22 protein-coding genes are annotated in these 23,968 nt (G+C 64.4%); 14 read left to right on the plus strand and 8 right to left on the minus strand.

The features are described from left to right. A complete protein-coding gene (locus AC0L2J_RS11315; protein ID WP_473247774.1) occupies positions 1-1,788 on the minus strand; it encodes a thiamine pyrophosphate-requiring protein in 1,788 nt (595 codons plus the stop codon). 154 nt (positions 1,789-1,942) lie between these two features. Between AC0L2J_RS11315 and AC0L2J_RS11320 the strand changes: the two genes are divergently transcribed. The 7 genes from AC0L2J_RS11320 (at position 1,943) to AC0L2J_RS11350 (ending at position 9,558) form a co-directional block, all read left to right on the plus strand. Then, positions 1,943-2,317 (plus strand): PRC-barrel domain-containing protein, encoded by a 375-nt coding sequence (locus AC0L2J_RS11320; protein ID WP_007607335.1) that lies wholly within the window; start codon positions 1,943-1,945, stop codon positions 2,315-2,317. A 196-nt stretch (positions 2,318-2,513) separates the two neighbouring features. After that, positions 2,514-3,668, plus strand: coding sequence for an HlyD family secretion protein (locus AC0L2J_RS11325; protein WP_007607337.1), 1,155 nt, complete (start codon positions 2,514-2,516; stop codon positions 3,666-3,668). Continuing rightward, positions 3,665-5,284, plus strand: coding sequence for a DHA2 family efflux MFS transporter permease subunit (locus tag AC0L2J_RS11330; protein ID WP_473389525.1), 1,620 nt, complete (start codon positions 3,665-3,667; stop codon positions 5,282-5,284). Before AC0L2J_RS11325 ends, AC0L2J_RS11330 begins: the two co-directional genes overlap by 4 nt. A gap of 95 nt (positions 5,285-5,379) precedes the next feature. Continuing rightward, positions 5,380-6,381 carry an NAD(P)H-dependent flavin oxidoreductase gene (locus AC0L2J_RS11335; protein WP_007607341.1) on the plus strand — a complete coding sequence of 334 codons (1,002 nt, stop codon included), beginning with the start codon at positions 5,380-5,382 and terminating at the stop codon, positions 6,379-6,381. Between the two features lie 107 nt (positions 6,382-6,488). Continuing rightward, entirely contained in the window at positions 6,489-6,908 is a 420-nt protein-coding gene (locus AC0L2J_RS11340; protein WP_473389530.1) for a hypothetical protein, read from the plus strand. A gap of 118 nt (positions 6,909-7,026) precedes the next feature. Beyond that, the gene (locus tag AC0L2J_RS11345; protein ID WP_473389535.1) at positions 7,027-8,592 is read left to right on the plus strand and encodes an alkaline phosphatase D family protein; all 1,566 of its coding nucleotides are present in this window, start codon (positions 7,027-7,029) and stop codon (positions 8,590-8,592) included. 147 nt (positions 8,593-8,739) lie between these two features. Further along, positions 8,740-9,558, plus strand: a complete 819-nt coding sequence (locus AC0L2J_RS11350; RefSeq protein WP_473389539.1) for an aldo/keto reductase — start codon at positions 8,740-8,742, stop codon at positions 9,556-9,558. Between the two features lie 69 nt (positions 9,559-9,627). On the opposite strand, the gene AC0L2J_RS11355 is transcribed toward AC0L2J_RS11350, so the two are convergent. After that, entirely contained in the window at positions 9,628-9,855 is a 228-nt protein-coding gene (locus AC0L2J_RS11355; protein WP_007607347.1) for a hypothetical protein, read from the minus strand. 96 nt (positions 9,856-9,951) lie between these two features. Further along, a complete protein-coding gene (locus AC0L2J_RS11360) occupies positions 9,952-10,404 on the minus strand; it encodes a hypothetical protein (protein WP_473389543.1) in 453 nt (150 codons plus the stop codon). Positions 10,405-10,562: 158 nt separating this feature from the next. On the opposite strand from AC0L2J_RS11360, the gene AC0L2J_RS11365 reads away from it, so the two are divergent. Next, on the plus strand, positions 10,563-10,835 hold the full coding sequence (locus AC0L2J_RS11365) for a helix-turn-helix domain-containing protein (protein ID WP_007607351.1): 273 nt from the start codon (positions 10,563-10,565) through the stop codon (positions 10,833-10,835). A gap of 17 nt (positions 10,836-10,852) precedes the next feature. Further along, positions 10,853-11,707 carry a 3,4-dihydroxyphenylacetate 2,3-dioxygenase gene (gene hpaD, locus AC0L2J_RS11370; RefSeq protein WP_473389548.1) on the plus strand — a complete coding sequence of 285 codons (855 nt, stop codon included), beginning with the start codon at positions 10,853-10,855 and terminating at the stop codon, positions 11,705-11,707. Between the two features lie 16 nt (positions 11,708-11,723). On the opposite strand, the gene AC0L2J_RS11375 is transcribed toward hpaD, so the two are convergent. After that, on the minus strand, positions 11,724-12,953 hold the full coding sequence (locus tag AC0L2J_RS11375) for an aminotransferase-like domain-containing protein (RefSeq protein WP_473389552.1): 1,230 nt from the start codon (positions 12,951-12,953) through the stop codon (positions 11,724-11,726). Between the two features lie 69 nt (positions 12,954-13,022). Further along, the gene (locus tag AC0L2J_RS11380) at positions 13,023-13,550 is read right to left on the minus strand and encodes a DUF3124 domain-containing protein (RefSeq protein WP_473389556.1); all 528 of its coding nucleotides are present in this window, start codon (positions 13,548-13,550) and stop codon (positions 13,023-13,025) included. A gap of 67 nt (positions 13,551-13,617) precedes the next feature. Between AC0L2J_RS11380 and AC0L2J_RS11385 the strand changes: the two genes are divergently transcribed. The 4 genes from AC0L2J_RS11385 to AC0L2J_RS11400 all read left to right on the plus strand — a co-directional run bounded on the left by AC0L2J_RS11385 (position 13,618) and on the right by AC0L2J_RS11400 (position 19,039). Next, on the plus strand, positions 13,618-15,345 hold the full coding sequence (locus AC0L2J_RS11385) for a cation:proton antiporter domain-containing protein (RefSeq protein ID WP_473389559.1): 1,728 nt from the start codon (positions 13,618-13,620) through the stop codon (positions 15,343-15,345). 174 nt (positions 15,346-15,519) lie between these two features. Next, a complete protein-coding gene (gene ribB, locus AC0L2J_RS11390) occupies positions 15,520-16,596 on the plus strand; it encodes a 3,4-dihydroxy-2-butanone-4-phosphate synthase (protein ID WP_007607359.1) in 1,077 nt (358 codons plus the stop codon). Between the two features lie 158 nt (positions 16,597-16,754). Beyond that, on the plus strand, positions 16,755-17,969 hold the full coding sequence (locus AC0L2J_RS11395; protein WP_007594720.1) for an acyl-CoA dehydrogenase: 1,215 nt from the start codon (positions 16,755-16,757) through the stop codon (positions 17,967-17,969). 149 nt (positions 17,970-18,118) lie between these two features. Continuing rightward, complete coding sequence (locus AC0L2J_RS11400) at positions 18,119-19,039, plus strand: MBL fold metallo-hydrolase (RefSeq protein ID WP_473389562.1); 921 nt, start codon at positions 18,119-18,121, stop codon at positions 19,037-19,039. Positions 19,040-19,154: 115 nt separating this feature from the next. Here AC0L2J_RS11400 and AC0L2J_RS11405 read toward each other — a convergent pair whose 3' ends face one another. Together AC0L2J_RS11405 and AC0L2J_RS11410 are read right to left on the minus strand one after the other, a co-directional pair. Further along, positions 19,155-20,009, minus strand: coding sequence for a DUF1499 domain-containing protein (locus tag AC0L2J_RS11405; RefSeq protein WP_473389566.1), 855 nt, complete (start codon positions 20,007-20,009; stop codon positions 19,155-19,157). 173 nt (positions 20,010-20,182) lie between these two features. Continuing rightward, complete coding sequence (locus AC0L2J_RS11410; RefSeq protein ID WP_473389569.1) at positions 20,183-21,811, minus strand: fatty-acid--CoA ligase; 1,629 nt, start codon at positions 21,809-21,811, stop codon at positions 20,183-20,185. A gap of 65 nt (positions 21,812-21,876) precedes the next feature. Between AC0L2J_RS11410 and AC0L2J_RS11415 the strand changes: the two genes are divergently transcribed. Further along, positions 21,877-23,010 (plus strand): extensin family protein, encoded by a 1,134-nt coding sequence (locus AC0L2J_RS11415; RefSeq protein WP_473389572.1) that lies wholly within the window; start codon positions 21,877-21,879, stop codon positions 23,008-23,010. A gap of 36 nt (positions 23,011-23,046) precedes the next feature. On the opposite strand, the gene AC0L2J_RS11420 is transcribed toward AC0L2J_RS11415, so the two are convergent. After that, complete coding sequence (locus AC0L2J_RS11420) at positions 23,047-23,730, minus strand: L,D-transpeptidase (protein WP_007607367.1); 684 nt, start codon at positions 23,728-23,730, stop codon at positions 23,047-23,049. Positions 23,731-23,968: the final 238 nt, after the last annotated feature.

Raw genomic sequence — 23,968 nt, forward strand, 5'->3', positions numbered from 1 at the left:
TCATTCACTTCCAGGCAGGATCTTTTCCAACACCTGCCGCGCCGCCCCCTTGATCACTCCGCTCTCGTTGGGATCGCCCTTCATCAGCGCAAGCGCGAAGTTCTTGGCCTGCTGCAGGGTGATGTGCGGCGGCAAAGGCGGCACTTCGGGGTCGGTCTTCACCTCCAGCACCACCGGCATCCGGCTCGCCAGCGCCTGCTCCCACGCCGAGCCCAGCATCTGCGGGCTGTCGACATAGATGCCGGAGAGGCCGATCAGCTCGGCAAACCGCGAATAGGACACGTTTGGGATGCGCTGCGATGCCTCGAATTTCGGATCCCCGTTGATGATACGCTGCTCCCAGGTCACCTGGTTGAGATCTTCGTTGTTGAAGACGCAGACGACGAAGCGCGGATCCTTCCAGTCGCGCCAATATTTCGCGGCGGTGATCAGCTCGGCCATGTTGTTCATCTGCATCGCGCCGTCGCCGACGAGGGCAATCACCGGGCGGTCGGAATGGGCGTATTTCGCGGCGAGCGCATAGGGCACCGCGGCACCCATCGAGGCGAGGCCGCCCGAGAGCGAGGCCGTCATGCCGCGACGCATCTTCAGGTCGCGCGCGAACCAGTTGGCGCAGGAGCCGGAATCGCTGGTGATGATGGCACGGTCAGGCAGGCGCGGCGACAGCTCCCAGGTGACGAGCTGCGGATTGACCGGTGCCGCGGGCTGATGTGCCCGATCATCGAGCGTCTTCCACCATTTCGCGACGTCCTCTTGAATCCCCTGGCGCCAGGCGCCGTCGGTCTTGGGTGCGAGCCGCGGCAGCAGGGCGCGTAGCGTCTCGGCGGCATCACCGACCAGGCCGACCTCCATGGGAAAACGGATCGACATCATGCTGGCGTCGATGTCGATCTGCACGCCGCGCGCCGCGCCTTCCTTCGGCAGGAACTCGGAATACGGAAACCCGGAGCCGACCATCAGCAGCGTGTCGCATTCCATCATCATGTTGTAGCTGGGCTCGGTGCCGAGCAGGCCGATCGAGCCGGTGACCCAGGGCAGATCGTCCGGGAGCGCCGCCTTGCCGAGCAGTGCCTTGGCGCAGCCGGCGGACAAGCGGTCGGCGACGGCGATCACCTCTTCGGTGGCATGGAGCGCGCCGGCGCCGATGAGCATCGCGACCTTCTTGCCGGCGTTGAGCACCTCGGCGGCACGATCGAGGTCAGCGTCACGAGGCTTGATGCTTGGCGCGCTATAGCCGACGCCGGAGTGCAGGGTGCCGTGTGCGCGCGGCGGATCCTCGTAGGGCTCCTCCTGGATATCGTTGGGCAGGATGACCACAGTGGGCGTCCGCCGGGCCAACGCGATCCGGATCGACCGATCGATCAGATGCCGGATTTGCGCGGGCGAGGATGCCTGCATGACATAGGCGCCAGCCACATCCTTGAACATCGAGACGAGGTCGAGTTCCTGCTGATAGTGTCCGCCCAGCGCATTGCGTGCCTGCTGACCGACGATCGCGAGCACGGGCTGGTGATCGAGCAGGGCATCGTAGAGCCCGGTGATCAGGTGCGAGGCGCCGGGACCCGAAGTTGCGATACACACCCCGAGCTGGCCGGAGAACTTCGCATAGGCGGTGGCCATGAAGGCGGCCATCTCCTCATGCCGCGTCTGGACGAAACCGATCTTGCCCTCAGCGCGCTGAAGGGCGCCGAATACGCCGTTGATGCCGTCGCCGGGATAGCCAAAGAGGTGGCGCACGCCCCATTGATGCAGACGTTGAACGATGAAGTCGGAGACGGTCTGGGACATCGAGGGCGCCCTTCGTGTTCCGGTATTTGGTTTCCGGGATTTGAAGTTGAGAGAACCGCCCGTTTCCGGCGATGTTCCTCAAGTCTGAAGGAACATGCCGGAACGATCGCGCACCTCTTCGGGTTGTCTCACACTGGCTGAGTGGAGAATTGAGATGTTGAATCAGGGTGAACTGGACCGAGACGAAATGGGTCGGTTGATCGGTAGCGACAAGGTCGAGGGAACATCGGTCTACGGCGCCGATCGCAACAAAATCGGCTCGATCGAACGCGTGATGATCGACAAGATCAGCGGCAAGGTATCCTACGCCGTGCTCGGCTTCGGCGGATTTCTGGGCCTCGGCAACGACCATTATCCGCTGCCGTGGCAGTCGCTGAAATACGACACGGAGCTCGGCGGCTATATCACCGGCATCACCACCAAGGAGCTGGAAGGCGCGCCGAAATACGGCGAACGGAGCGAGTGGAACTGGGGTGACGACGCCGCGGTTCGCGGCATCGATTCCTATTACGGCGTCCCCGCCGCTTAGACATTTCCGCTGAAAGGAAGCTCGACGCGAGCGCGGCACCCGGTGCGCCGCGCTCGCTTTTTAGGCAGGGCGTTCACGAACGCGATGGTGCTCGCAACGAGCGGAACCATGATCAGGAGTTGCAGTTGGGCTCGCGTCGCGTGAGCCGGCTTTGGCGGCTCTGCCGCCAGTTTGATCCCTGAGAAAGGTGTTCACCGTGGATGCTCAAACCCGGGAGCGTGATCCATCCGCGGAGCAGCCGCAGAGGGCGAAGGAAGCTCCGAAGACCTCTCCTGATCAGGTCCGCGAAGCCAAGGACTCGAAGCCGGCGAAGGCGCCGTCGCTGCGGGACCGGATTCGCGAGCATTGGTTGGTGGCAACCGTTGGCACCATTGTCTTGCTCGCGGCCCTGATCGGCGGAGTGCTCTACTGGCTTCAGGTACGCCACTATGAATCCACCGACGATGCTTTCGTCGCCGCGCGCAGCTTTTCCGTGGCCTCCAAGGTCGGCGGGTACGTGACCGAGATCCCGGTCACGGACAACCAGCATGTCAAAGCCGGGGACCTTCTCGCCAAGATCGACGAGCGCGACTATCGCATCGCCATCGATCAGGCCAATGCTCAGGTCGCGGTCGCCAGGGCGAACATCGCCAATGTCGAGGCGCAGATCGTTTCTCAGCAGGAGCAGATCAAGCAGGCGGAGGCGCAGCTCGATCAGGCCCAGGCCCAGCTCAAGTTCTCGCAGGAAGAATTCGCGCGCGCTCAGGATCTGGTCGAGAAGGGCGCAGGCACCGTGCAGCGCCAGCAGCAGACCCGCTCCGATCTTCAGGCGCAGCAGGCCAATACTGAGCGCGCGAAGACCGCGGTGACGGCCGCGCAAGTCGGCATCAAGACGCTGCAGGCCCAGCTCGAAGGCGCCCGGGCGCAGCTCCAGCAGTCGCAGGCGCAGCTTGATCAGGCCAAGCTGAACCTGCAATATACCAGCGTCGTTGCCGCGCAGTCCGGCCGCGTCGTCAAGCTCAGCGGCGCCAAGGGCACTTTCGTCAACCCGGGCCAGAGCCTGATGATGTTCGTGCCTGACGAAGTCTGGATCGTCGCCAACTACAAGGAGACGCAGCTCAACGACATGCGGCCGGGCCAGCCGGTTGAGATCCGCATCGACGCCTATCCCGGGCGCAAGCTGACCGGTCACGTCGAGTCCGTGCAGCCGGGCTCCGGCACTGCGTTCAGCCTGTTGCCGGCGGAGAACGCCACCGGCAATTACGTCAAGGTGGTGCAGCGCGTGCCGGTGAAGATCGTGGTCGACAGCTGGCCAGCCGATTTGCCCGTTGGCCCCGGCATGTCGGTCGTGCCCTGGACCAGGGTGCGATGACGGACACGGCGCAAGGGGGCGCGTCAGCGGGCGGCTGGTCGCCGGAGCGCTCGGCGGCGGGCGGTCATAATCCCTACCTCATCGCATTCGTCGTCTCGATCGCGACCTTCATGGAGGTACTCGACACCACCATTGCCAATGTCGCCTTGCGCCACATCGCCGGTGGGCTTGCCGTCGGCATCGACGAGAGCACCTACGTCATCACCAGCTATCTCGTCGCCAACGCCATCGTGCTGTCGATCTCGGGCTGGCTGTCGACCGTGATCGGCCGCAAGCGCTTCTACATGATCTGCGTTGCGATCTTCACGCTCTCGTCGCTTTTGTGCGGCTTCGCCTGGAATTTGCAGTCGCTTGTGCTGTTCCGCATCCTTCAGGGCCTCGGCGGTGGCGGGATGGCGACCAGCGAGCAGGCGATCCTCGCCGACTCCTTTCCGCCGCACAAGCGCGGCCAGGCCTTCGCAATCTATGGCGTCGCCGTCGTGGTCGCGCCCGTAGTCGGTCCGACACTCGGCGGCTGGATCACCGACACCTACACCTGGCACTGGGTGTTCCTGATCAACGTCCCCATGGGAATGCTGTCGCTGTTCCTGGTCGGCACGCTGGTCAAGGAGCCATCGGGGGCGGAGGAGGAGCGGGAGAAGCTGCTGAGCAAGGGCCTGCGCGTCGACTATGTCGGCTTCCTGCTGGTCGCGATCGGGCTCGGCTCGCTCGAATACGTGCTCGACGAAGGCCAGCGCAGCGACTGGTTCGGCTCGAACGTGATCGTGTTCTTCGCGGTACTTTCGGCCGTGTCACTGTTTGCGCTGATCCCTTGGGAGCTGACGCGCGAGGATCCCATCGTCGATCTTCGCCTGCTGGGCCGTCGCCAGTTCGCCGCCTGCTTCCTGGTCATGCTTGCGACCGGCGCGGTGCTGATCTCGACGACGCAGCTTTTACCGCAACTGCTCCAGAGCGATTTGAACTACACCGCCATGCTGGCGGGTCTTGCGCTTTCACCTGGCGGAATCGCGACCCTGGTGCTGATGCCGGTGGTGGGCCGTCTCGTCAGCAGCGTGCAGCCGAAATACCTCATCATGCTCGGGGCGACCATCGTCGCGTTTTCGATGTGGCATCTCACGGGCCTCACCGGCGACATCACCTACGGCTATGCCGCGATGTCGCGCATCTTCCTCGCGCTCGGTCTGCCTTTCCTGTTCCTGCCGGTCACGACCGCGTCCTATGACGGCGTGCCGCCCGACAAGACCAACCAGGCCTCGGCACTGATCAACGTCGCCCGCAATATCGGCGGCTCCATGGGCGTTGCACTGGCGCAGACAATCCTGGCGCAGCGCCAGCAATTCCACCAGAGCCGCCTGATCGAACACGCCGCGCCATCGGACCTCGGCTACCAGCAGACCATCGAGACGATGACCCGCTTCTTCCAGGCTCAGGGCTCGAATGCGAGCGATGCGGCCGCGCAGGCGGTCGCCTGGGTCGGGCGCACCTTGCAGCACCAGGTCGATTTGCTCGCTTATATCGACGTGTTCTGGACGCTCGCGATCATCGCGGTGCTGATGATCCCGACCGCCGCGGTGCTGCGCCCGATCAAGCTGGGCGCTCCCGCGCGGGGGCATTGAGCCAACGGCCGTTCGGAGAGAAAGGGTGACCGCGGCGCAAAAGTCCGGCTAGACTGGTCCGAACACACCAAGCAAAAGCCCGGGAGGTAATTTAAGTGAAGACCGCGATCACCGAACTGTTCGGCATCGAGCACCCCATCATCCAGGGCGGCATGCATTTCGTCGGCTTTGCCGAGCTGGCGGCTGCCGTCTCCAATGCCGGCGGGCTCGGCATCATCACCGGTCTCACGCAGAAGACGCCGGAGCTGCTGGCAAAAGAGATCGCGCGCTGCCGCGACATGACCGACAAGCCGTTCGGCGTGAACCTCACTTTCCTGCCGACCTTCGCCACGCCGCCTTATCCGGAATACATCGCGGCCATCGTCGAAGGCGGCATCAAGTCCGTGGAGACCGCGGGCCGCAGCCCGGAAGCCTACATGCCCGCGCTGAAGGCTGCCGGGATCAAGGTCATCCACAAATGCACCTCGGTGCGCCACTCCCTGAAAGCCGAGCGCATCGGATGCGACGCCGTCAGCGTTGACGGCTTTGAGTGCGGCGGCCATCCGGGCGAGGACGACATTCCCAACATGATTCTGCTGCCGCGCGCGGCGGAGGAATTGAAGATCCCGTTCGTCGCGTCCGGCGGCATGGCCGACGGGCGCAGCCTCGTCGCGGCGCTGTCGCTGGGGGCGGCCGGCATGAACATGGGCACGCGCTTCATCGCCACCAAGGAAGCCCCGGTGCATCAGAACGTCAAGAACGCGCTGGTCGCCGCGACCGAGCTCGACACCCGCCTGATCATGCGGAGCCTGCGCAATACCGAGCGCGTGCTGAAGAACGCCAATGTCGACCGCCTGCTCGAGATCGAACGCGAGAAGGGCGACAGACTGAAGATCGACGACATCCACGACCAGGTCGCGGGCGTCTATCCCAGGATCATGCTGGACGGGCAGATGGACGCGGGCGCGTGGAGCTGCGGCATGGTCGCAGGCCTCATCCACGACATCCCCACCTGCAAGGAACTCGTCGACAGGATCATGACCGAGGCGGAAACCATCATCCGTACCCGTCTGATGGGGTTTCTCGAAGGGACGGGTGCACCGCGAAAAGTCGCCTGACACCGCCAAACTTCTTAACCACGGCGGCAGTTGACGGCTGGAATTGCGCGCGACGCCTCCTAAATAGAGGTAAATTACCTCTTAACAATCTATTTCAGGAGGCGTCCGTGATTCCAAAGAGCGCTCCTTTTGCAATTACCGTTGCCCTCATGCTGGCATGGGGCGGCGTCGCGCGCGCTGACGACTACAAGCCCAGCGAATATTTCGGCCTCGATCTTTCGAAGGCAGTGTTGTCGCCGAAGCGGCTCGGGCCCGAAACCCAATTCGCGCCGGTCGCTCTGGAGGCGCGCGGCGGCAACGAGGCGCAGGCGCGCGCCGTGCCGGTCGACGTGCCGAAGAAAGTCGCCGCCGAACGCGTGCGCGTGTCGGAGCCGAAGGTTGCGCACGCCAAGCCCGCGCAGCCGCGCGGCGCGGCACGCACCAAGCTCGCGCATCGCCACGGCAATCCGCTCGACGCGCAGGCGATGGACACCCGCATCCAGACCTGGCCGTGTCGCAGCGGGGGCATCTGCAACTGGAAGCATTAGCTTAGTTCCGAGCCGTCATCCGCATGTCGCAAAACCGTAGACCCGCGGTCAAGAAACCGTAAGCCGGGGGTCAAACGACGCAGGCACCTTCCGTCGCGATTCGACGAAGGTTTCCTGAATGGTAGCGCTCCGCGCCTCGCGCGCCTGGACCCGGCGGCAATTCCTGGTCCGTTCCACCTCGAGCCTCGCCGTTGCCGCGCTCGCAACGCCACATCTCAGCCGCGCCGCGGATCGTCCGCAGATCGCAGGCGGCATCCAGTCCGGCGACGTCTCGGATGGCTCCGCCGTGATCTGGGCGCGCGCCGACCGGCCGGCGCGGATGCAGGTGGACTATTCGACCGTGGAAAGCTTCAAGACCGTCATCGCGTCGGCTTCGCGCGATGCGTTGCCCGAAGCCGACTTCGCCTCAAAGCTGCTGCTGAATGATCTGCCTCCCGGGCAGGACATCTTCTATCGCGTGCGCTTCGACGACATCGCGACCGGCATCGCCGGCGAAAGCCGCATTGGCCATTTCCGCACTGCGCCGGGTGCCGGCCGGTCGATCTCGTTCCTGTGGTCCGGCGATACCGCGGGGCAGGGCTGGGGCATCGACACATCGCGCGGCGGCTACCGCAGCTATCGCACCATGCACGACAATCGCCCGGACTTCTTCATCCACTCCGGCGATCACATTTACGCCGACTGCACGATCCCCTCCGAGCAGAAGCTGCCGAACGGCGAGATCTGGCGCAACATCGTGACCGAGGAGAAATCCGAGGTCGCGCACACGCTGGCGCAGTTCCGCGGCAATTACAAATACAACCATCTCGACCAGCACTTCCGCGCCTTCCACGCCGAGGTGCCGATGTTCGCGCAATGGGATGACCACGAGGTCACCAACGACTGGTCGCCGACCGGCAGCTATGACGCCGCCGGCCATGAGGATGACGGCACGCCCCGCCTGGTCGCGCGCGCCCGCCGTGCCTTCTTCGACTTCATGCCGATCCGCGACATCGGAGCGCGTAAGGGGCGGGTCTATCGCAAGATCGCCTATGGTCCTTTGCTTGATGTCTTCATGATCGACATGCGCAGCTATCGCGACGACAGCTGGAACAAGGGCGGCGATCACCGCGGCTGGATCCTGGGCGCCGAACAGCTCGCCTGGCTGAAGCGTGAGCTCGCGGCCTCGCGCGCGACCTGGAAGGTGATCGCGGCCGACCTGCCGATCGGCCTGGTCAGCCTCGATGCGGTTGCGCTCGGCAATGGGCCGCCCGACCGGCGCGAGCACGAGATCGCCGACCTTCTCGCGTCCATCAAGCGCGCCGGAATCCGCAACATCGTCTGGCTCACCGCCGACATGCATTACACCGCCGCGCACCATTACGATCCGAACAGGGCGCAATTTAGCGACTTCGACCCGTTCTGGGAGTTCGTCTCGGGGCCCTTGCATGCCGGCACCTGGGGCCCGGGCGAGCTCGACGACACCTTTGGTCCGGTCGCGATGTACCAGAACGGGTGCAGTGATGCGCAGGGCGAGAACCTCGCGCCTTGTTTCGGACTGCAGTTCTTCGGCAAGGTCGACATCGATGGCCGGACCGGCGTGATGACCGTGACGCTGAAGGACGTCGACAATCGGGACCTCTGGTCGGTCGATATCGAGCCGCAGCCGCAGGCGCGTCCAGCCGTGGTGGCGCAGCATTCCTGAGGGACGCTAACCCGATCTTGATTGGCCGCCGTGCGCCTGCCGCGCTAAGCTGTCCGTTCCCGCCACCTCTTTTCCATCCCCGAAGAGTCTGCTCACGCAGCATCGCTGCTGGCCTCCGGCGGGCTGAACGATGTCAGGAGCCTTTTCATGGACAATCTCAAGACACAGGGCATCAGCATGCCCAAGCTCGGCCTCGGGACCTTCCGCATGCAGGGCGATGCCTGCCGCGCGGCGGTCGAGAGCGCCCTGTCGATCGGCTATCGCCATATCGATACCGCCGAGATGTACGGCAACGAAGAATCGATCGGCGCGGCGCTCGCCGCGGCCCGGCTGCCGCGGGGCGAGCTGCACGTCACGACCAAGGTCTGGCACGAGAACCTCAGCCCCGACGCCATTCGCCGCGCTTTCGACGCCAGCCTCAAGAAGCTCGGGCTCGACCATGTCGATCTCTATCTCGTGCACTGGCCGTCCAAGACTGCGAACTGGGGTGCGGTGTTCGAGACGTTGATGCAGCTGAAGCAGGAAGGGCGCACGCGGGCGATCGGCGTCGCCAACTTCACCACGGCGCTGCTCAAGATCGCGGTCGAGGACATCAAGGCGCCGATCGCCTGCAATCAGATCGAATATCACGCCATGCTCGATCAATCGAAGGTGCTGGCTTATCTCAACGCCAAATCGATCCCGCTGGTCGCCTATTGCCCGTTGGCACAGGGGCGCGTTGCCTCCGATCCGGTACTGGCCGAGATCGGCGCCAAGCACAATGCAACCGCCGCGCAGGTCGCGCTGAAATGGCTGCTCGACCAAAACGGTGTCGCCGCGATCCCGAAGGCCTCGCGCCGAGAGAGCCAGCAGGCCAATCTCGACGCGCTGAAGATCACGCTCGACGACGCCGACCGCAACAAAATCGCCGCGCTGCCGAAGGACAGGCGCTGCGTCAATCCCGGCTTTGCGCCGGCGTGGGACTGACCTCGCCGAACGTTTCGTACACGCAAAGAGATGGCCCCGTGAGGGGCCATCTCCATATTGCGTTGCGCATTAGTCCCAATGATGGCGGTGACCACGCTTGATCACGACGACCCGGTCGCGATGGTGCCAGCCGCGATGCCAGCCGTGATCGCGATGCATGCCGTATTCGGCGCGGGCGCCATACATGCCGTGATGATGACCTCCGCGCTTGATCACCACCGTCTCCGCGCTGGCGAGCGTCGGCAGTGCAACCGCGAGCGCGCCGACAGCGGCAAGCACATAACCAAACTTCTTCATGATGTCCTCCTCCAATGGAATGCAAATCTAAACGGCGCATTCGCGTGAACGTTCCGGAGGAATCGCAGGAGAATTCTGAACGCCTGTTCAGGTGGGTTAATCGCAGCGCTGTTGTGCGGGTGTTGGCGCGCCTGTCGCGACGTATTTGCCGTCCCTGATCGTGTACTCGCCGCGCTCACTGCGATTGTAGATTGCGCGCAAGCTACCTTGCTTCGAGAGTAGCAGACCGAACTCGCGGGTCTGTTGCAGCACGGGGAAGTACACCATCACATTGAGCATGCCGTCGGCGTTGACCATCGCCGATACCACTTCGTTTTCGTCCTTGGCCTCGCCGAAATTGCGCCGGTACATCACCCTTCCGTCCTTCCGGATCTCGTAGGTCAAGAGCGCGCCCTTGTCGCGGTCGGGCCGGACCGCGCAGTCGATCGCCCATGAGCCGAGCAAGCCCCATTGCTCGACGGTCGCCGCAAGCGACTCGGCACCGGCCGCGGGCGTGAACGCAACCCACAGCACTGCTGCCGCGATCGAGCGGCTCAAACAACGTCCCATGTCCTGAAAGGCCCCATCTGCAAACAATTCCGAAGTGTAGCATCCCGCGCGCGATCGTCCACGCTGACCGCCATTCGCGCGCGAATTTGATCCGCGTCAATGAGGCCGCCCGTTTCACCCGTAGGATGGCGCTCCCGAAGGCGAGATTGGATAGACCGATGCTGAATCAAGTCAGGGATTTCGCGGGCGAGGTGCTGCCGGGGAGCTGTGCCGTGCCGCCTTATTCCGAGACCGCGTTTCTGGCCGAGTTGGGCGACCGCCTGAGGTCCTCGCGCATGCGCTGCGACCTGTCGCGGCGGGAGCTGGCCCGCCGCTCCGGGATTTCCGAGCGCTACATCGCCCAGATCGAGGCCGGCAAGGGCAACGTCTCGATCGTGCTGCTGCTGCGGCTGGCCTCTGCGATCCACGGCAGCCAGCCGCAAGTGGCCTGACGCTTGAGGTGAGCGCGATGGGGCAACTCGTATTGGCAGCCAAGGTCACGCATGTCCCATCGCTGATGCTCTCGGAAAAGCCCGGCAGTCACTTGCGCTCGGCGCGCGAGGCGGCCGTGGACTCCTTGCGCGAGCTCGGGCGGCGGGCGAGATCGCGCGGCGTCACCACTTTCGTGGTGTTCGACACCCACTGGCTCTCCAATTTTGGCTATCACATCAACGCTAACGCGCGGCATCGCGCCTCGTTCACCAGTCACGAGGCGCCGCACATGATTCAGGATCTGAGCTATGATCTGCCGGGCGACACGAGACTCGCCGAAGCAATCGCCGCCGAAGCCGGCGTTGCAGGTCTCGATGTCAACGCGCATCAGGTACCGAGCCTCGGGCTTGAATACGGCACGATCGTGCCGATGCACTACATGAACCCGGACGGCTTCGCGAGGGTGGTTTCGGTTGCCTCGCCGCTGTTCACGTCGTTCGAGGAAAGCCGCACCCTCGGCGAGGCGACGCGCCGTGCCGTCGACAAATCCGGCGAACGGGTTGCGATCCTGGCCAGCGGCTCACTCTCACATCGGCTCTGGCCCAACAAGAAGCTGGGCCCTGAGGCGTGGACGAGCGTTGCCAGCGAGTTCAATCGCCAGGTCGACCTCCGCGTGCTCGAGCTCTGGCAGAGCCGTCGCTACCGCGAATTCCTCGACATGCTTCCGGATTACGCAACCAAGTGCAACGGCGAGGGCGGTATGGCCGACACCATCATGCTGTTCGCCGCGCTTGGCTGGTACGAATACCATGACAGGGCCGAGCAGCTCTGCGAGTACTTTCCGTCATCCGGCAGCGGCCAGGTCAACGTGGAGTTTCACGTCGCGGCATAAGGCGTCGCCCTCACACTCACGCCTTCTCCACATTGGCGCTGCGGGCCGGCACGCCGAACTCGTTGCGGCAGATCTCGGCCAGCACGGCGACGCCCTCGCGGATCTGCTGATGCGAGGGGCTCGCAAAGCACAGCCGCAGTCGCGATCTGGAATGGTTCTTGTCGGTCGACCATTCCGGCCCCGGATTGATCGAGACGCCGGCGGCAAGCGCGGCCTGATACAGCTTCAGCGTATCAACCTGATCGGGCAGCTTGACCCACAGGAAGATGCCGCCCTTCGGCTCCTCGAACTCGGCTGCCGTCCCGAACTGCTCGTTGACGGCTTCCATCAGCGTGTCGAGCTTGGTGCGCAGTGCCTTCGTCAGCGCCGGCACGTGGGTCGAGAAATGCGGCTTGCAATAGGCAGCGAGCACCATCTGCTCCAGCGCGCCGGAGCCGGCGTCCGTCTTCAGCGCCAGCATCCGCGACATCACATCCCAGGGCGCGACGATGAAGCCGACGCGCAGCGCGGGCGCGATCGACTTTGAGAACGAGCCGATATGGATCACGCCGCCGTTCGGGCTCATCGCATGGATCGCCGGCGGCCGCTGTCCTGACCAGACCAGATCGGCATAGCAATCGTCCTCGAAGATCGGCACGCCATAGTCTGCTGACAGCCGCACCAACTCCGTGCGGCGGCCCTCCGGCATGATGCTGCCGGTCGGGTTCTGCACGGTCGGAATGGTGTAGATGTATTTCGGCCGGATGCCGCGGCCCTTGAGGTCGGCCAGCGTCGTGGCCAGCACGTCCATGCGCATGCCGTCCTTGTCGAGGGGAATGCCAACCACGTTTACTCCGAGCCGGGCCAAACGGGTCAGCGAGCCCTGATAGCTATCCTGCTCGAAGATCACGGTATCGCCGCGCGTCAGCAGCGTGGCGTTGACGAGGTCGAGCGCCTGCAGCGAGCCGGAGACGATCAGGAGATCGTCGACCGTGCAGTTGATGCCGGCATCGCGCTTGAGTTTCGTCACCAGGAATTCGCGCAAGGGCAGATAGCCCTGGGGACCATGTGCCAGCCCGTAAGTGGCAAGCGAGCGGCCTTCGCGTTGCAGAGCGAGGTTAGCCGCCTCGATCAGATGATCGAGCGGCAGTTGCTCGGAGTCGTTGTTGCCGCCGACAAAGCTGTATTTGGCGAGGCCCGTCCAGCGCGCAGAGGGGGCCGGCAGCCCTGCGGGAAACAGGGGCGCAAAATCGAAGCTGGACGTCATGGGGGCGTTCCTCGTTCTATTCTTTCTTGTCAGGCTGCCGGCCTTGCGCCGGTCAGTCGTGCTTCTTGCTTACTTCTTGCCGACCGTCCGGGTCGGACGGCCCTGGCTGATGAAAGCGTAATGCGCATTGGCGACGCCGCCAACCATCAAGGCCTCGACAGCAGGCTCGGCGATCTCGCTTGTTGCAGCCCAATCGACGAGAAAGTTGGCTCCGGTCCCGCCGCGTACGTCGTCGGTCGGAATGAAGATCGAGACGGTGGCGAGGGGCTTCAACGCGACGGGCGCCTTCAGATAGCTCTCGACCTGCTTGCCTGCGGTGTCGAAATAGCCGATGCGTTTGACCACCAGGGCTTGCGTCTCGGAGGCGTTGTGCACGCTCAAGGTCACCGAGAAGTCGACGCGCAGTTTGCCCTGGCTCATCGCGACGCTGGAATAGGCGGGCACGTAGAAGCCGCCGGAGACGGCAAGGTCTTCCTTCGGCAGTGCGGTGAGGGAATCGGCAAAGCTTTGTTCGATATTGACCTTGGATTGAGCGGCTGCCGGTACGGAGGAGGCGAGGGGGCATAGCAGCATTGCAATGGCGAGCCCCATCCGCATGTGACGAATTGCTCGCTTGCCGCGCCGCACTCGATCACTAGGGTGCGGCAAAACGGACCAATCTGGCATGCACGAGCTCATTCGCGACATCACTCTCTGTATCCTGTTTGCCTGGATGCTGGGCCTGCTTGCCCACTTTTCCAGGCAACCGTTGATCCTGGCCTATCTTATCGCCGGGTTCTGCATAGGTCCATTTGGCGCCGGCTGGGTCAAGTCGCAGGAATCGATCAGCGTCATCTCCGAGCTCGGCCTGATCTTCATGCTGTTCATGATCGGCCTGGAGATCGACCTGAAGAAGATCGTGCGGGCCGGAAAGGTCATCCTGTTCGCGGCGGGCGGCCAGCTCCTCGGCGGCTGCGTGCTCGGGGTGCTGTTCTTCGCCGGCATCGGCCTATCGCTCGGGGGCGGACAGTTCGACGCGGTTTACCTCTGTGTCGCCTGCGCGCTGTCGAGCACCGTCATCATCGTCAAGGTGCTCTACGAGAAGCGCGAGCTCGACACGCTGCCGGGCCGCATCACCCTCGGCGTGCTGGTGCTCCAAGACATCTTCGCCATCCTGTTTCTGGCGGTGCAGCCGAGCCTTGCCAATCTGGAAATCAGCGTCATCCTGCTCTCGATCGGCCGCGTCGCGGTGCTGGTTGCCGCCGCCCTGCTGCTGAGCCGCTACGTGCTGCCGCGCCTGTTTCACCAGATCGCCCGCCGCCCCGAGCTGATCCTGCTCGGCGCGCTTGCCTGGTGCTTCCTGGTCGCCGAGACCGCCGAGCGGCTGTCGCTGTCGCGCGAGATGGGCGCCCTGATCGCCGGCGTCTCGCTCTCGACCTTTCCCTACGCGCTCGACGTCACGGCCAAGGTCACCACGCTTCGCGATTTCTTCATCACGCTGTTCTTCGTCGCGCTCGGCATGACCATTCCGGTGCCCGGCCTCTCCGTGATCGGGCTTGCCCTGATGATCGCGGCGTTCACGGTGGTGAGCCGCCTCGTCACCACCTTCGCCCCCCTCTATCTGATGAAACAGGGCCTGCGCGCCAGCCTGTTGCCGGCCCTGAATCTCGCGCAGATCTCCGAGTTCTCGCTGGTGGTGATCCAGACCGGCGTCGCCGACCACCACATCGCAGCCGAGACGGCGAATGCGGCCTCCTTCGCCTTCGTGGTGCTGGCGGTGCTCTCGACCTTTGTGATGACCCGCAGCGACGAAATCACCCGCTGGGCGATCGGCCCCCTGAAGCGGATTGGCCTGCGCGATCTCGACCACGGCAACGGTCATGGCGAGGAAGGGCACGAAGGCCATGGCGAGGCCCGCCGCATCGTCATCCTCGGCTTTTTCCGTGCGGCGAGCGCGCTGCTGGCCGAGATCGAACGGCAGGCACCGGTGCTGCTCGAGCAGATCACCGTAATCGACTTCAATCCCAATGTGTACCAGACGCTGCTTTCGCGCGGCCTGCACGTGGTCTATGGCGATATCAGCAGCGCCGACACGCTGCTCCATGCCGGCGTCGGCAAGTCCGAGATGATCATCCTCAGCGTCCCGGATGCGCTTCTGAAGGGGGCCAGCAACGAGAAGCTGGTCCGCCATGTCCGCACCCTCAACCCGACCGCCATGATCATTGCCACGGCCGATCTGTTGTCGGATGTGGGCGAACTCTACGCCGCTGGCGCCAGCTATGTCACCGTGACCCGGCTCAGCGACGCCCATGAGCTGTTCACGGTGATCGAGGCCGCTCAAGCCGGCCTGTTGGCCGACAAGCGTGCCGAGCTCGATCAGCGGCTCGGCGAGCGGCGCGAAGTGCTGCCCTGACCGCGCCCGGCCGGCTTCTCACCGGGCTTCTCCGCGCCCATATCCCTGGTATGCCCGGTGCAAGCCGCCCGTCGGGCAGGGCTGCGGTCCGGCATATGTGGTTGCGCCGGGGACACTAGCGCCCCGGCCCAAGTCCGGCTAAGCCTCCGGGCCATAACCGTCAGAGATTGGGAAATGCCGGATAACGTCCAGGAAGTCTTGCAGGCCTTTGCCCGGGGTGAGCTCGTGGTCGTCACCGACGACGATGATCGCGAGGGCGAGGGCGATCTGATCGTCGCCGCCTCGTTCTGCACCGCCGAGAAGATGGCGTTCATCATCCGCCACACCTCCGGCATCGTTTGCGCGCCGATCACGACCGAAGATGCGCGCCGCCTGCGGCTCGATCCGATGGTGGCCCACAACGATTCCGCGCACACCACCGCATTCACGGTCTCGATCGACTACAAGCCCGACGGTGGCACCGGCATCTCGGCCGAGGAGCGCGCCTCGTGCTGCCGCGCGCTGTCCAATCCCAACGCCGGCGCCAACGACTTCGCCCGTCCCGGCCACATCTTCCCGCTGATCGCCAAGGACGGCGGCGTGTTGCTGCGCTCCGGCCATACCGAGGCCGCGGTCGACCTGTGCAAGCTCTCCGGCCTGCCGCCGGTCGGCGTCATCAGCGAGTTGATGAACGACGACGGCAGCGTGATGAAGGGCGAGCAGGTCGCCCGCTTCGCCGCCCAGCACAAGCTCAAGCACGTCACCATCGCCGACATGATCGCCTATCGCCAGGTGCGCGAGAAGCTGATCGAGCGGGTCTCGACCTTCGTCACCGAAAGCCCGATCGGGCCGCTGCAGGGCTATGCCTACCGCTCGCCGTTCGATTCCATCGCTCACGTCGCCTTCGTCTACAACGGCGTCGGCGACGGCAAGAACGTCCTGACACGCTTTCACAAGCCGAACATCGTCAAGGACATCTTCACCGGCCACAAGCGCATGGCGGCGGTGCTCGAGCACTTCAAGAAATCCGGCCGTGGCGTTCTGGTCTATCTGCGCGACGGCGCGGCCGGTGTCCCCGTGGCGCCGCTGCCCGATGAGAGCGCGACCGAGGCTGACCGCAACCGGCAGTGGCGCGAAGTCGGCGTCGGTGCACAGATCCTGCGCGATCTCGGCGTCACCTCGATCCGGCATCTCACCTCCTCGGTGCACGACTACAAGGGCCTTTCGGGCTTCGGCATCGAGATCGTCGCCAACGAGCTGCTCGAAAGTTAGCGCTGTCATCTCGGGGTGCGCGAAGCGCATCCCCAGAGGCGCCTCGCGGGTCCCCGGGATTCACGCAGACCCGATCATCTGCAACGCAATTGCACTTGTTGCCGCGGCGCTTTACGTTGTCGGGCAAATTTTGACGGAACCAGACGAAAGGACGTTTCATGACCGCGCGCCCTCAGGCCAAGGACAAGCCGGCTTCGGCTTCTTTCCAGTGGGACGATCCGTTCCTGCTCGACGAGCAGCTCACCGAAGACGAGCGCATGGTGCGCGACACCGCGCGCGCCTACGCCCAGGACAAGCTGCTGCCGCGCGTCGCCAAGGCCTATCTCGAAGAGAAGACGGATCGCGAGATCTTCAATGAGATGGGCGAACTCGGCCTGATCGGCATCACGTTGCCGGAGGAATATGGCTGCGCCAATGCAGGCTATGTCGCCTATGGTCTCGTCGCGCGCGAGATCGAGCGGGTCGATTCCGGCTACCGCTCGATGAACTCGGTGCAGTCCTCGCTGGTGATGTATCCGATCTACGCCTATGGCGACGAGAACCAGCGCAAGAAGTACCTGCCGAAGCTCGCCAGCGGCGAGTGGGTCGGCTGCTTCGGCCTGACCGAGCCTGACGCCGGCTCCGATCCGGCCGGCATGAAAACCCGCGCCGAGAAGGTGTCGGACGGCTATCGACTGACCGGCAGCAAGATGTGGATCTCGAACGCGCCGATCGCCGACGTGTTCGTGGTCTGGGCCAAGTCGGCCGCGCACGACAACCAGATCCGCGGCTTCGTGCTGGAGAAGGGCATGAAGGGCCTGTCGGCACCGAAGATCGGCGGCAAGCTGTCGCTTCGCGCCTCCATCACCGGCGAGGTCGTGATGGACGGCGTCGTGGTTCCGGAAGACGCGCTGCTGCCCAACGTCTCCGGCCTGAAGGGCCCGTTCGGCTGCCTCAACCGCGCCCGCTACGGCATTTCCTGGGGCGTGCTCGGCGCGGCCGAGGACTGCATGCACCGCGCCCGCCAGTACACGCTCGACCGCAAGCAGTTCGGCAAGCCGCTCGCTGCGACCCAGCTCGTGCAGAAGAAGCTCGCGGACATGCAGACCGAGATCGCGCTGGGCCTTCAGGGCTCGCTGCGCGTCGGCCGCCTGATGGACGAGGGCAAGTTCGCGCCCGAGATGATCTCGATCATGAAGCGCAACAATTGCGGCAAGGCGCTCGACATCGCCCGCGTCGCGCGCGACATGCACGGCGGCAACGGCATCTCGATCGAGTATCACGTGATGCGCCACGTCCATAACCTCGAGACCGTCAACACCTACGAGGGCACCCACGACGTCCACGCCCTGATCCTGGGCCGCGCGATCACGGGCATTCAGGCGTTTTTCTGAGCAAACCGCCCGAGTGGGGGATGCGACTGAACTCTCCAATTGCGTCATGGCCGGGCTTGTCCCGGCCATCCACGTCTTAGACCACGGGAAGAACGTGGATGCCCGGCACGAGGCCGGGCATGACGAAGTCAGGAAGGTATGAGCAAGCCATGTCCGACAATGACGACGTCCCGTTCAACCGCGACTTTCCGCTGAAGCCCGGCATCGTCGAGGAAGTCCGCCCGGGCGTGCGGCGCGTGCTCTGTAACAATCCGAGCCCGTTCACTTTCACCGGCACGGTCAGCTACATCGTGGGCCGAGGCAACGTCGCGATCATCGATCCCGGTCCGGACGACGAGGCGCATGCGGCGGCGCTGCTCGATGCCGTCAGCGGCGAGACGGTGAGCCATATCTTCGTGACCCACACCCACCGCGACCATTCGCCGAACACCGCGCGGATCAAGCGGGCGACCGGCGCGCCAGTTTACGCCGAAGGCCCGCACCGCGCCTCGCGCCCACGCTTCGAGAGCGAGAAGCACAACCCGGAATCCGGCGCCGACCGCGACTTCGCGCCCGATATCAGGATCGCCCATGGCGACGTGGTCGAAGGCAACGGCTGGCGGCTCGAGGCCGTGGCGACACCCGGTCATACCGCCAATCACCTCGCCTTTGCCTGGCCCGGGCGGAAATTCAACTTCGTCGGCGATCACGTGATGGGGTGGTCGACCTCGATCGTGGCGCCACCCGACGGCTCGATGATCGACTATATGGAATCGCTGGATCGTCTCGCCGCGCGCGAGGAGGATGTGTATTTCTCCGGCCACGGCCCTGAAATTCCGGAGGGTCCGCGCTTCGTGCGCTTCCTGATCCGTCACCGCAAGGCGCGTGAGGCCTCCATCCTGCACCGCCTTGCCAAGGGCGAGACCGACATCCCGACCATGGTCCGGGCGATCTATATCGGCATCGATCCGAGGCTCACCACCGCGGCGGGCTACTCCGTGCTGGCGCATCTGGAAGACCTGGTCGCCCGCGGCGTGGTGGCGACGGACGGCGATCCCGTGATTGGCGGGACCTATCGGATGGGGGGCTAGTCTCTCGTCATTCCGGGGCGCGCGTTAGCGCGAACCCGGAATCCATTTATCCGCGGATGCTGCGGCCGATGGATTCCGGGCTCGCCGCTTCGCGTCGCCCCGGAATGACAGAACCCTACTTCTTCACCGTCTTCGCCGGCGCCTTCGGCGGCGCCACCGGGGTCTTCTTCACCGGCTTGAGTGCGTCGGCATCGGCGGCGGTGTTGAGGTCGTCGATGAATTTCTTCACGCGCGCGGCGTTGCTGCCGAGGTCGCTCTCGAAATAGCGCGAGGCGGAGCGGATATCGACGCGGGAATCCTCGCCGTCGGGTACGACGCGGATCGCGACGTCCTCGCGGAACCCCATGATCGGCGAGCGCGCGACCGCCTCGATGCGGCCGATGCGGCGCGGCGGTTGCGGCGCGCGCTCGTCGATGATCAACCATTTGCGCTTGTTGACCAGCTGAAGCGCGATCGCATAGGCGCGGTCGACTGAAATCTCGAGCTCGATCGGCTCGATATCGGGATAGAATTGACGCTGCTGCTCGGCCGAATAGAGGCCGGCATACACAGCGGTGTTGGCACCATCGCCGGTGCGCAGGCGGGCCAGTGCGTCGAAGTGCGGCGGGTCGATCGGGTCGGTGGTGATATCGTGGATCGCCGGCAGCTTGCGGTATTGCAGGCCGAGATAAGCGGGATAGGCGAGGATCGCGCCGTCGATCAGGAACGCAAGCAGGATGCGCGCCATGCCGCGCGAGCCGTTCTGCCAGATCGCGGCGAAGCCGGCGAGCCCGAACAGGATCGAGAGCGCCGCAATCCCAAGCCCGCCGAAGAAGGTCGCGAGTGCAGGCTTCATCTCCAGGAAGCCGAACCGGACGATGATGGTCGAGACCACCACCGCCACCACGGCGAACACGGCCAGATTGCGCGCCCAGCTCGCGAGGCTGGACACGGGCTCCGACTGATAGGGAGCGGAAAACCTGCGGGCCATCGGGTGAGCTCTGCCGGGTCTCGGGGACGGTGCCGGCCGATCTGGCACGACTATGGGGCCCGTTGAGACCACGGCCCCGAGGCAAATTCAAGGGTTCCCGGGATGTTACGGCCTGTCATTCCGGGTTCGATGCCATTGGCATCGCCCGGAATGACGGTGTTTGGTTTGGCCGCCTACGCCGCCGCGTTCGGGAAGCGGTATTCCTTGAACTGGTCGCGCAGCGCGGTCTTCAGGATCTTGCCCGTCGCCGTATGCGGGATGCCGTCGACGAATGCAATGTCGTCGGGCATCCACCATTTGGCGATCTTGCCGTCCATGAACTTCAGGATGTCCTCGCGGCTGGCCTGCTGGCCCTGCTTCAGCTGCACGATCAGCAGCGGACGCTCGTCCCATTTGGGATGAAACACGCCGATCACGGCGGCTTCCGCCACAGCGGGATGGCCGACTGCGAGGTTCTCCAGCTCGATCGAGGAGATCCACTCGCCGCCGGACTTGATCACGTCCTTGGAACGGTCGGTGATCCGCATGTAGCCGGCTTCGTCGATGGTCGCGACGTCGCCGGTGTCGAAGAAGCCGTCCTCGTCGAGGATGTCAGTGTCGACCCGGTAATAGGCCTTGGCGACGGCCGGGCCGGCGACCTTGAGGCGGCCGAAGGTCGTGCCGTCCCACGGCAGTTCCTTGCCGGCATCGTCGGTGATCTTCATCTCGACGGCGAACGGCGCGTAGCCCTGCATCTGGAGCACGTCGAGCCGCGCCTCGCCGATTGCATTCTGGAACGGCGGCTTCAGCGCCGCGACGCTGCCGATCGGGCTCATCTCGGTCATGCCCCAGGCGTGACGGACGTTCGAGCCCATGTCGAGGAAGGCCTTGATCATCGAACGCGGCATCGCCGAGCCGCCGCAGATCACCATCTTCAGGTCCGGCAGCTTCAGATTGTTGGCGGTCATGTGCTGGAGCAGCATCAGCCACACCGTGGGCACGCCGGCGGTATGCGTCACCCTCTCGGTCGAGAGCAGCTCATAGACCGAGGCGCCGTCGAGCTTGGCGCCGGGCATCACGAGCTTGGTGCCCTGCGAGGGCGCGGAGAAGGCGATGCCCCAGCTGTTGGCGTGGAAGAGCGGCACCACGGGAAGCATGGTCTCGGAGGCGCTGGTGCCGAGCGCGTCGACATTGTTGGCCATCAGCGCGTGCAGCACGTTGGAACGATGCGAATACAGCACGCCCTTTGGGTCGCCGGTGGTGCCTGATGTGTAGCACATCGCGGCCGCCGTGTTCTCGTCAAAGTCCTTCCATTTAAACTTGCCGTCGGCCTCCGCAATCCAGTCCTCGTAGGCGACCACGTTCTTCAGCGTCGTCTGCGGCATGTGCGCCTTGTCGGTGAGCACGACGTAGCGTTCCACGCTTGTCAGCTTGTCGGCGATCTTCTCCAGGACGGGAATGAACGTGATGTCGGTCATCACGATGCGGTCCTGCGCATGGTTGATGATCCAGGCGATCTGCTCGGGGAAAAGGCGGGGATTGACGGTATGGCAGATGGCGCCGATCCCCATGATGCCGTACCAGACCTCGAGATGACGCCAGGTGTTCCAGGCGATCGTTGCGACACGGTCGCCGAGCTTGATGCCGTCGCGCTCCAGCATCTGCGAGACCTTGAGCGCGCGCTTGTGGATATCGGCATAGGTGGTGCGATGGATCGGTCCCTCGACCGAGCGCGTCACGACCTCCTGCTTGCCATGAATCTTGGCAGCATGTTCGATGATCCTGTGGCAGAGCAGGGGCCAGTCTTGCATCAAACCAAGCATTCCGTCGTTCCTCCGAGAAGCCGCTGGGCGGATTGTCGCTCTCAGCGTTGGGCCAAAGAATTGTCATGAGTTTTAACCTGCCCGCCTTTCGCCGCAAATGGTCTTGTCGCGGCTATATGTCCGTCGGCGCGGCAATGGTTACCGTCGCGCTCGGGCTCGCGGATCGGGCAGAGGCGCGCAAATATGGGGCCCCGCTGGATATCTTTGGTATTGCTGCACCACGGCCGCGCGCGACGGTTCATTCTGCCAATACGTCTGGCAAGATCCCGCTCCCAAGGCCCCGCCCCGAGGAGGCCCCCAAGGCGCCGGCCAAGGCGTCGGACGAGGCTCCTGCGGAGACCGACGGCAAGCCTCCCGCGGACAAACCTGGCGCCACCAAGCCCGCCGAGGCGGCGCCGCCGCCCGAGAAGCAGGCCTCGGCGTGCCGCCTCGCGCTGACCGAGGAGATTGCGATCGCGCCCTCGATCCCGGATATCCGCGGCCCTGGCGCCTGCGGCGGCGAGGATCTGGTGCGGCTCGAAGCCATCGTGCTGCCGGACAAGCGCAAGGTGGCGGTCAAGCCGGCGGCGATCCTCCGCTGCACCATGGCGTCCGCAATCGCCGATTGGGTGCGCAAGGACGTGGTGCCGCTGGCCGCGAGCCTCGGCTCGACCATCAGCGATCTCGACAATTTCGACAGTTTCGAGTGCCGCGGCCGCAACCGCGTTGTCGGCGCCCTGCTGTCCGAGCACGGCAAGGCCAACGCGATCGATGTGCGCGCCATCAAGCTCGCTAACGGGCAATCGCTCGGCCTCACCGACCGCACCATGTCGCGCGAGGTGCGCGAGCGCGTGCTGCATTCGGTCTGCTCGCGTTTTTCGACCGTGCTCGGCCCCGGCTCGGATTGGTACCATGAGGACCATATCCATCTCGATCTCGCGCAGCGGCGCAACGACTACCGGATCTGCCAGTGGAACGTCTGGGATCCCCTGCCGCAGGTTGCCCCGCTCCTGCCGGCGGAACGGCCCGAGGAGGCGCCGCCGCGTGAGGTCGCGGCCAAACCTGAAGCGAAGCCCGAGGCCAGGCCCGAGACCAGGCCCGAGACGACGCCAGGAGTTGACGGCGAGGCGGCGGAGAAATCGCCTGTGCCTGCGGACAACCCGGCGGCCGAGGGCCACAAAGCCCAGCCGCACAAGCCGGCAACAAAAAAGCGCCGGTGAAACCGGCGCTTTGAATGTCTGAGATCAGGTATCTGATCAGTAGTTCGCCTGGCCGGGTTGGCTGCCGCCGAGTGCGAGGCGCGAATTGTAGGGCGAATCGCCATGCTTCGGTTCGAGCACCACGACGATGGTGCCGACCTTGACGCGGCCATAGAGGTCGATCGCGTCCTCGTTGGTCAGGCGGATGCAGCCCGACGAGATCGAGGCGCCGATATATTCAGGCTGATTAGTGCCGTGAATGCGGAACAATGTGTCCTTGCCGCCCGAATAAAGATACATCGCGCGCGACCCCATCGGATTGTCCGGACCGGGGGCGACGAAGGTGGGCACGCCCAGGCGCGAAATCTCGCCGGGGGTCGGGTGCCAGGCCGGCCATTCGGTCATGCTGCCGACCTTGGCAATGCCGGACCATGCCATGGCTTCTTCACCGACGGTGATGCCGTAGCGGATCGCCTTGCCGCCATCCAGGACGTAGTAGAGGTAATGGTTGTCGGAATCGACCACGATCGAGCCCGGCGATTCCTTGCGGTGGTACTCGACGATGGCGCGGCGGAACGGCTCTGCGACCGGGGTGTTCTCGTACCGAACCTTGGCAAGGAGTTCCTTGTCCTTCGGCTTGAAGGCCTTGGTGTCGGTCGCTTCAAAATGCGTGGCCTGCATGCAGCCCGACAGCATCAGGCCAGCGGCCAAAATACCCAGCGTAACTTTCAGCGACGACATGATTTGGTTCCAATCGACAACAACAAGCTTTCGTGGGCCTTGAACCAGCCCAATTCCACGATTCCGTTGGCTCCATTATCGTTGAAATCTGCCACAATTCCAGCCTTACGAAGCTTCTCCCGCGCTGCAAGACCTTACCTGTGGCTTTTCTGCCGCAAGTTTTACGGGTCAGAGTCGGTTTCTGGGCAAAACGGGGGGATGTGTCGATTCCGTGCCACAGTTGGGCCACGGCGTCGCC

The organism is Bradyrhizobium sp. MV1.5, assembly GCF_055807615.1.

Excerpts from the sequence above, each read along its gene's own strand:
- AC0L2J_RS11315 (WP_473247774.1), bottom strand. The coding sequence starts at position 1,788 with ATGTCCCAGACCGTCTCCGACTTCATCGTTCAACGTCTGCATCAATGG.
- AC0L2J_RS11320 (WP_007607335.1), top strand. The coding sequence starts at position 1,943 with ATGTTGAATCAGGGTGAACTGGACCGAGACGAAATGGGTCGGTTGATC.
- AC0L2J_RS11330 (WP_473389525.1), top strand. The coding sequence starts at position 3,665 with ATGACGGACACGGCGCAAGGGGGCGCGTCAGCGGGCGGCTGGTCGCCG.
- AC0L2J_RS11345 (WP_473389535.1), top strand. The coding sequence starts at position 7,027 with ATGGTAGCGCTCCGCGCCTCGCGCGCCTGGACCCGGCGGCAATTCCTG.
- AC0L2J_RS11350 (WP_473389539.1), top strand. The coding sequence starts at position 8,740 with ATGGACAATCTCAAGACACAGGGCATCAGCATGCCCAAGCTCGGCCTC.
- AC0L2J_RS11355 (WP_007607347.1), bottom strand. The coding sequence starts at position 9,855 with ATGAAGAAGTTTGGTTATGTGCTTGCCGCTGTCGGCGCGCTCGCGGTT.
- AC0L2J_RS11360 (WP_473389543.1), bottom strand. The coding sequence starts at position 10,404 with ATGGGACGTTGTTTGAGCCGCTCGATCGCGGCAGCAGTGCTGTGGGTT.
- AC0L2J_RS11365 (WP_007607351.1), top strand. The coding sequence starts at position 10,563 with ATGCTGAATCAAGTCAGGGATTTCGCGGGCGAGGTGCTGCCGGGGAGC.
- hpaD (WP_473389548.1), top strand. The coding sequence starts at position 10,853 with ATGGGGCAACTCGTATTGGCAGCCAAGGTCACGCATGTCCCATCGCTG.
- AC0L2J_RS11375 (WP_473389552.1), bottom strand. The coding sequence starts at position 12,953 with ATGACGTCCAGCTTCGATTTTGCGCCCCTGTTTCCCGCAGGGCTGCCG.
- AC0L2J_RS11380 (WP_473389556.1), bottom strand. The coding sequence starts at position 13,550 with ATGCGGATGGGGCTCGCCATTGCAATGCTGCTATGCCCCCTCGCCTCC.
- AC0L2J_RS11385 (WP_473389559.1), top strand. The coding sequence starts at position 13,618 with ATGCACGAGCTCATTCGCGACATCACTCTCTGTATCCTGTTTGCCTGG.
- ribB (WP_007607359.1), top strand. The coding sequence starts at position 15,520 with ATGCCGGATAACGTCCAGGAAGTCTTGCAGGCCTTTGCCCGGGGTGAG.
- AC0L2J_RS11395 (WP_007594720.1), top strand. The coding sequence starts at position 16,755 with ATGACCGCGCGCCCTCAGGCCAAGGACAAGCCGGCTTCGGCTTCTTTC.
- AC0L2J_RS11400 (WP_473389562.1), top strand. The coding sequence starts at position 18,119 with ATGTCCGACAATGACGACGTCCCGTTCAACCGCGACTTTCCGCTGAAG.
- AC0L2J_RS11405 (WP_473389566.1), bottom strand. The coding sequence starts at position 20,009 with ATGGCCCGCAGGTTTTCCGCTCCCTATCAGTCGGAGCCCGTGTCCAGC.
- AC0L2J_RS11410 (WP_473389569.1), bottom strand. The coding sequence starts at position 21,811 with ATGCTTGGTTTGATGCAAGACTGGCCCCTGCTCTGCCACAGGATCATC.
- AC0L2J_RS11415 (WP_473389572.1), top strand. The coding sequence starts at position 21,877 with ATGAGTTTTAACCTGCCCGCCTTTCGCCGCAAATGGTCTTGTCGCGGC.
- AC0L2J_RS11420 (WP_007607367.1), bottom strand. The coding sequence starts at position 23,730 with ATGTCGTCGCTGAAAGTTACGCTGGGTATTTTGGCCGCTGGCCTGATG.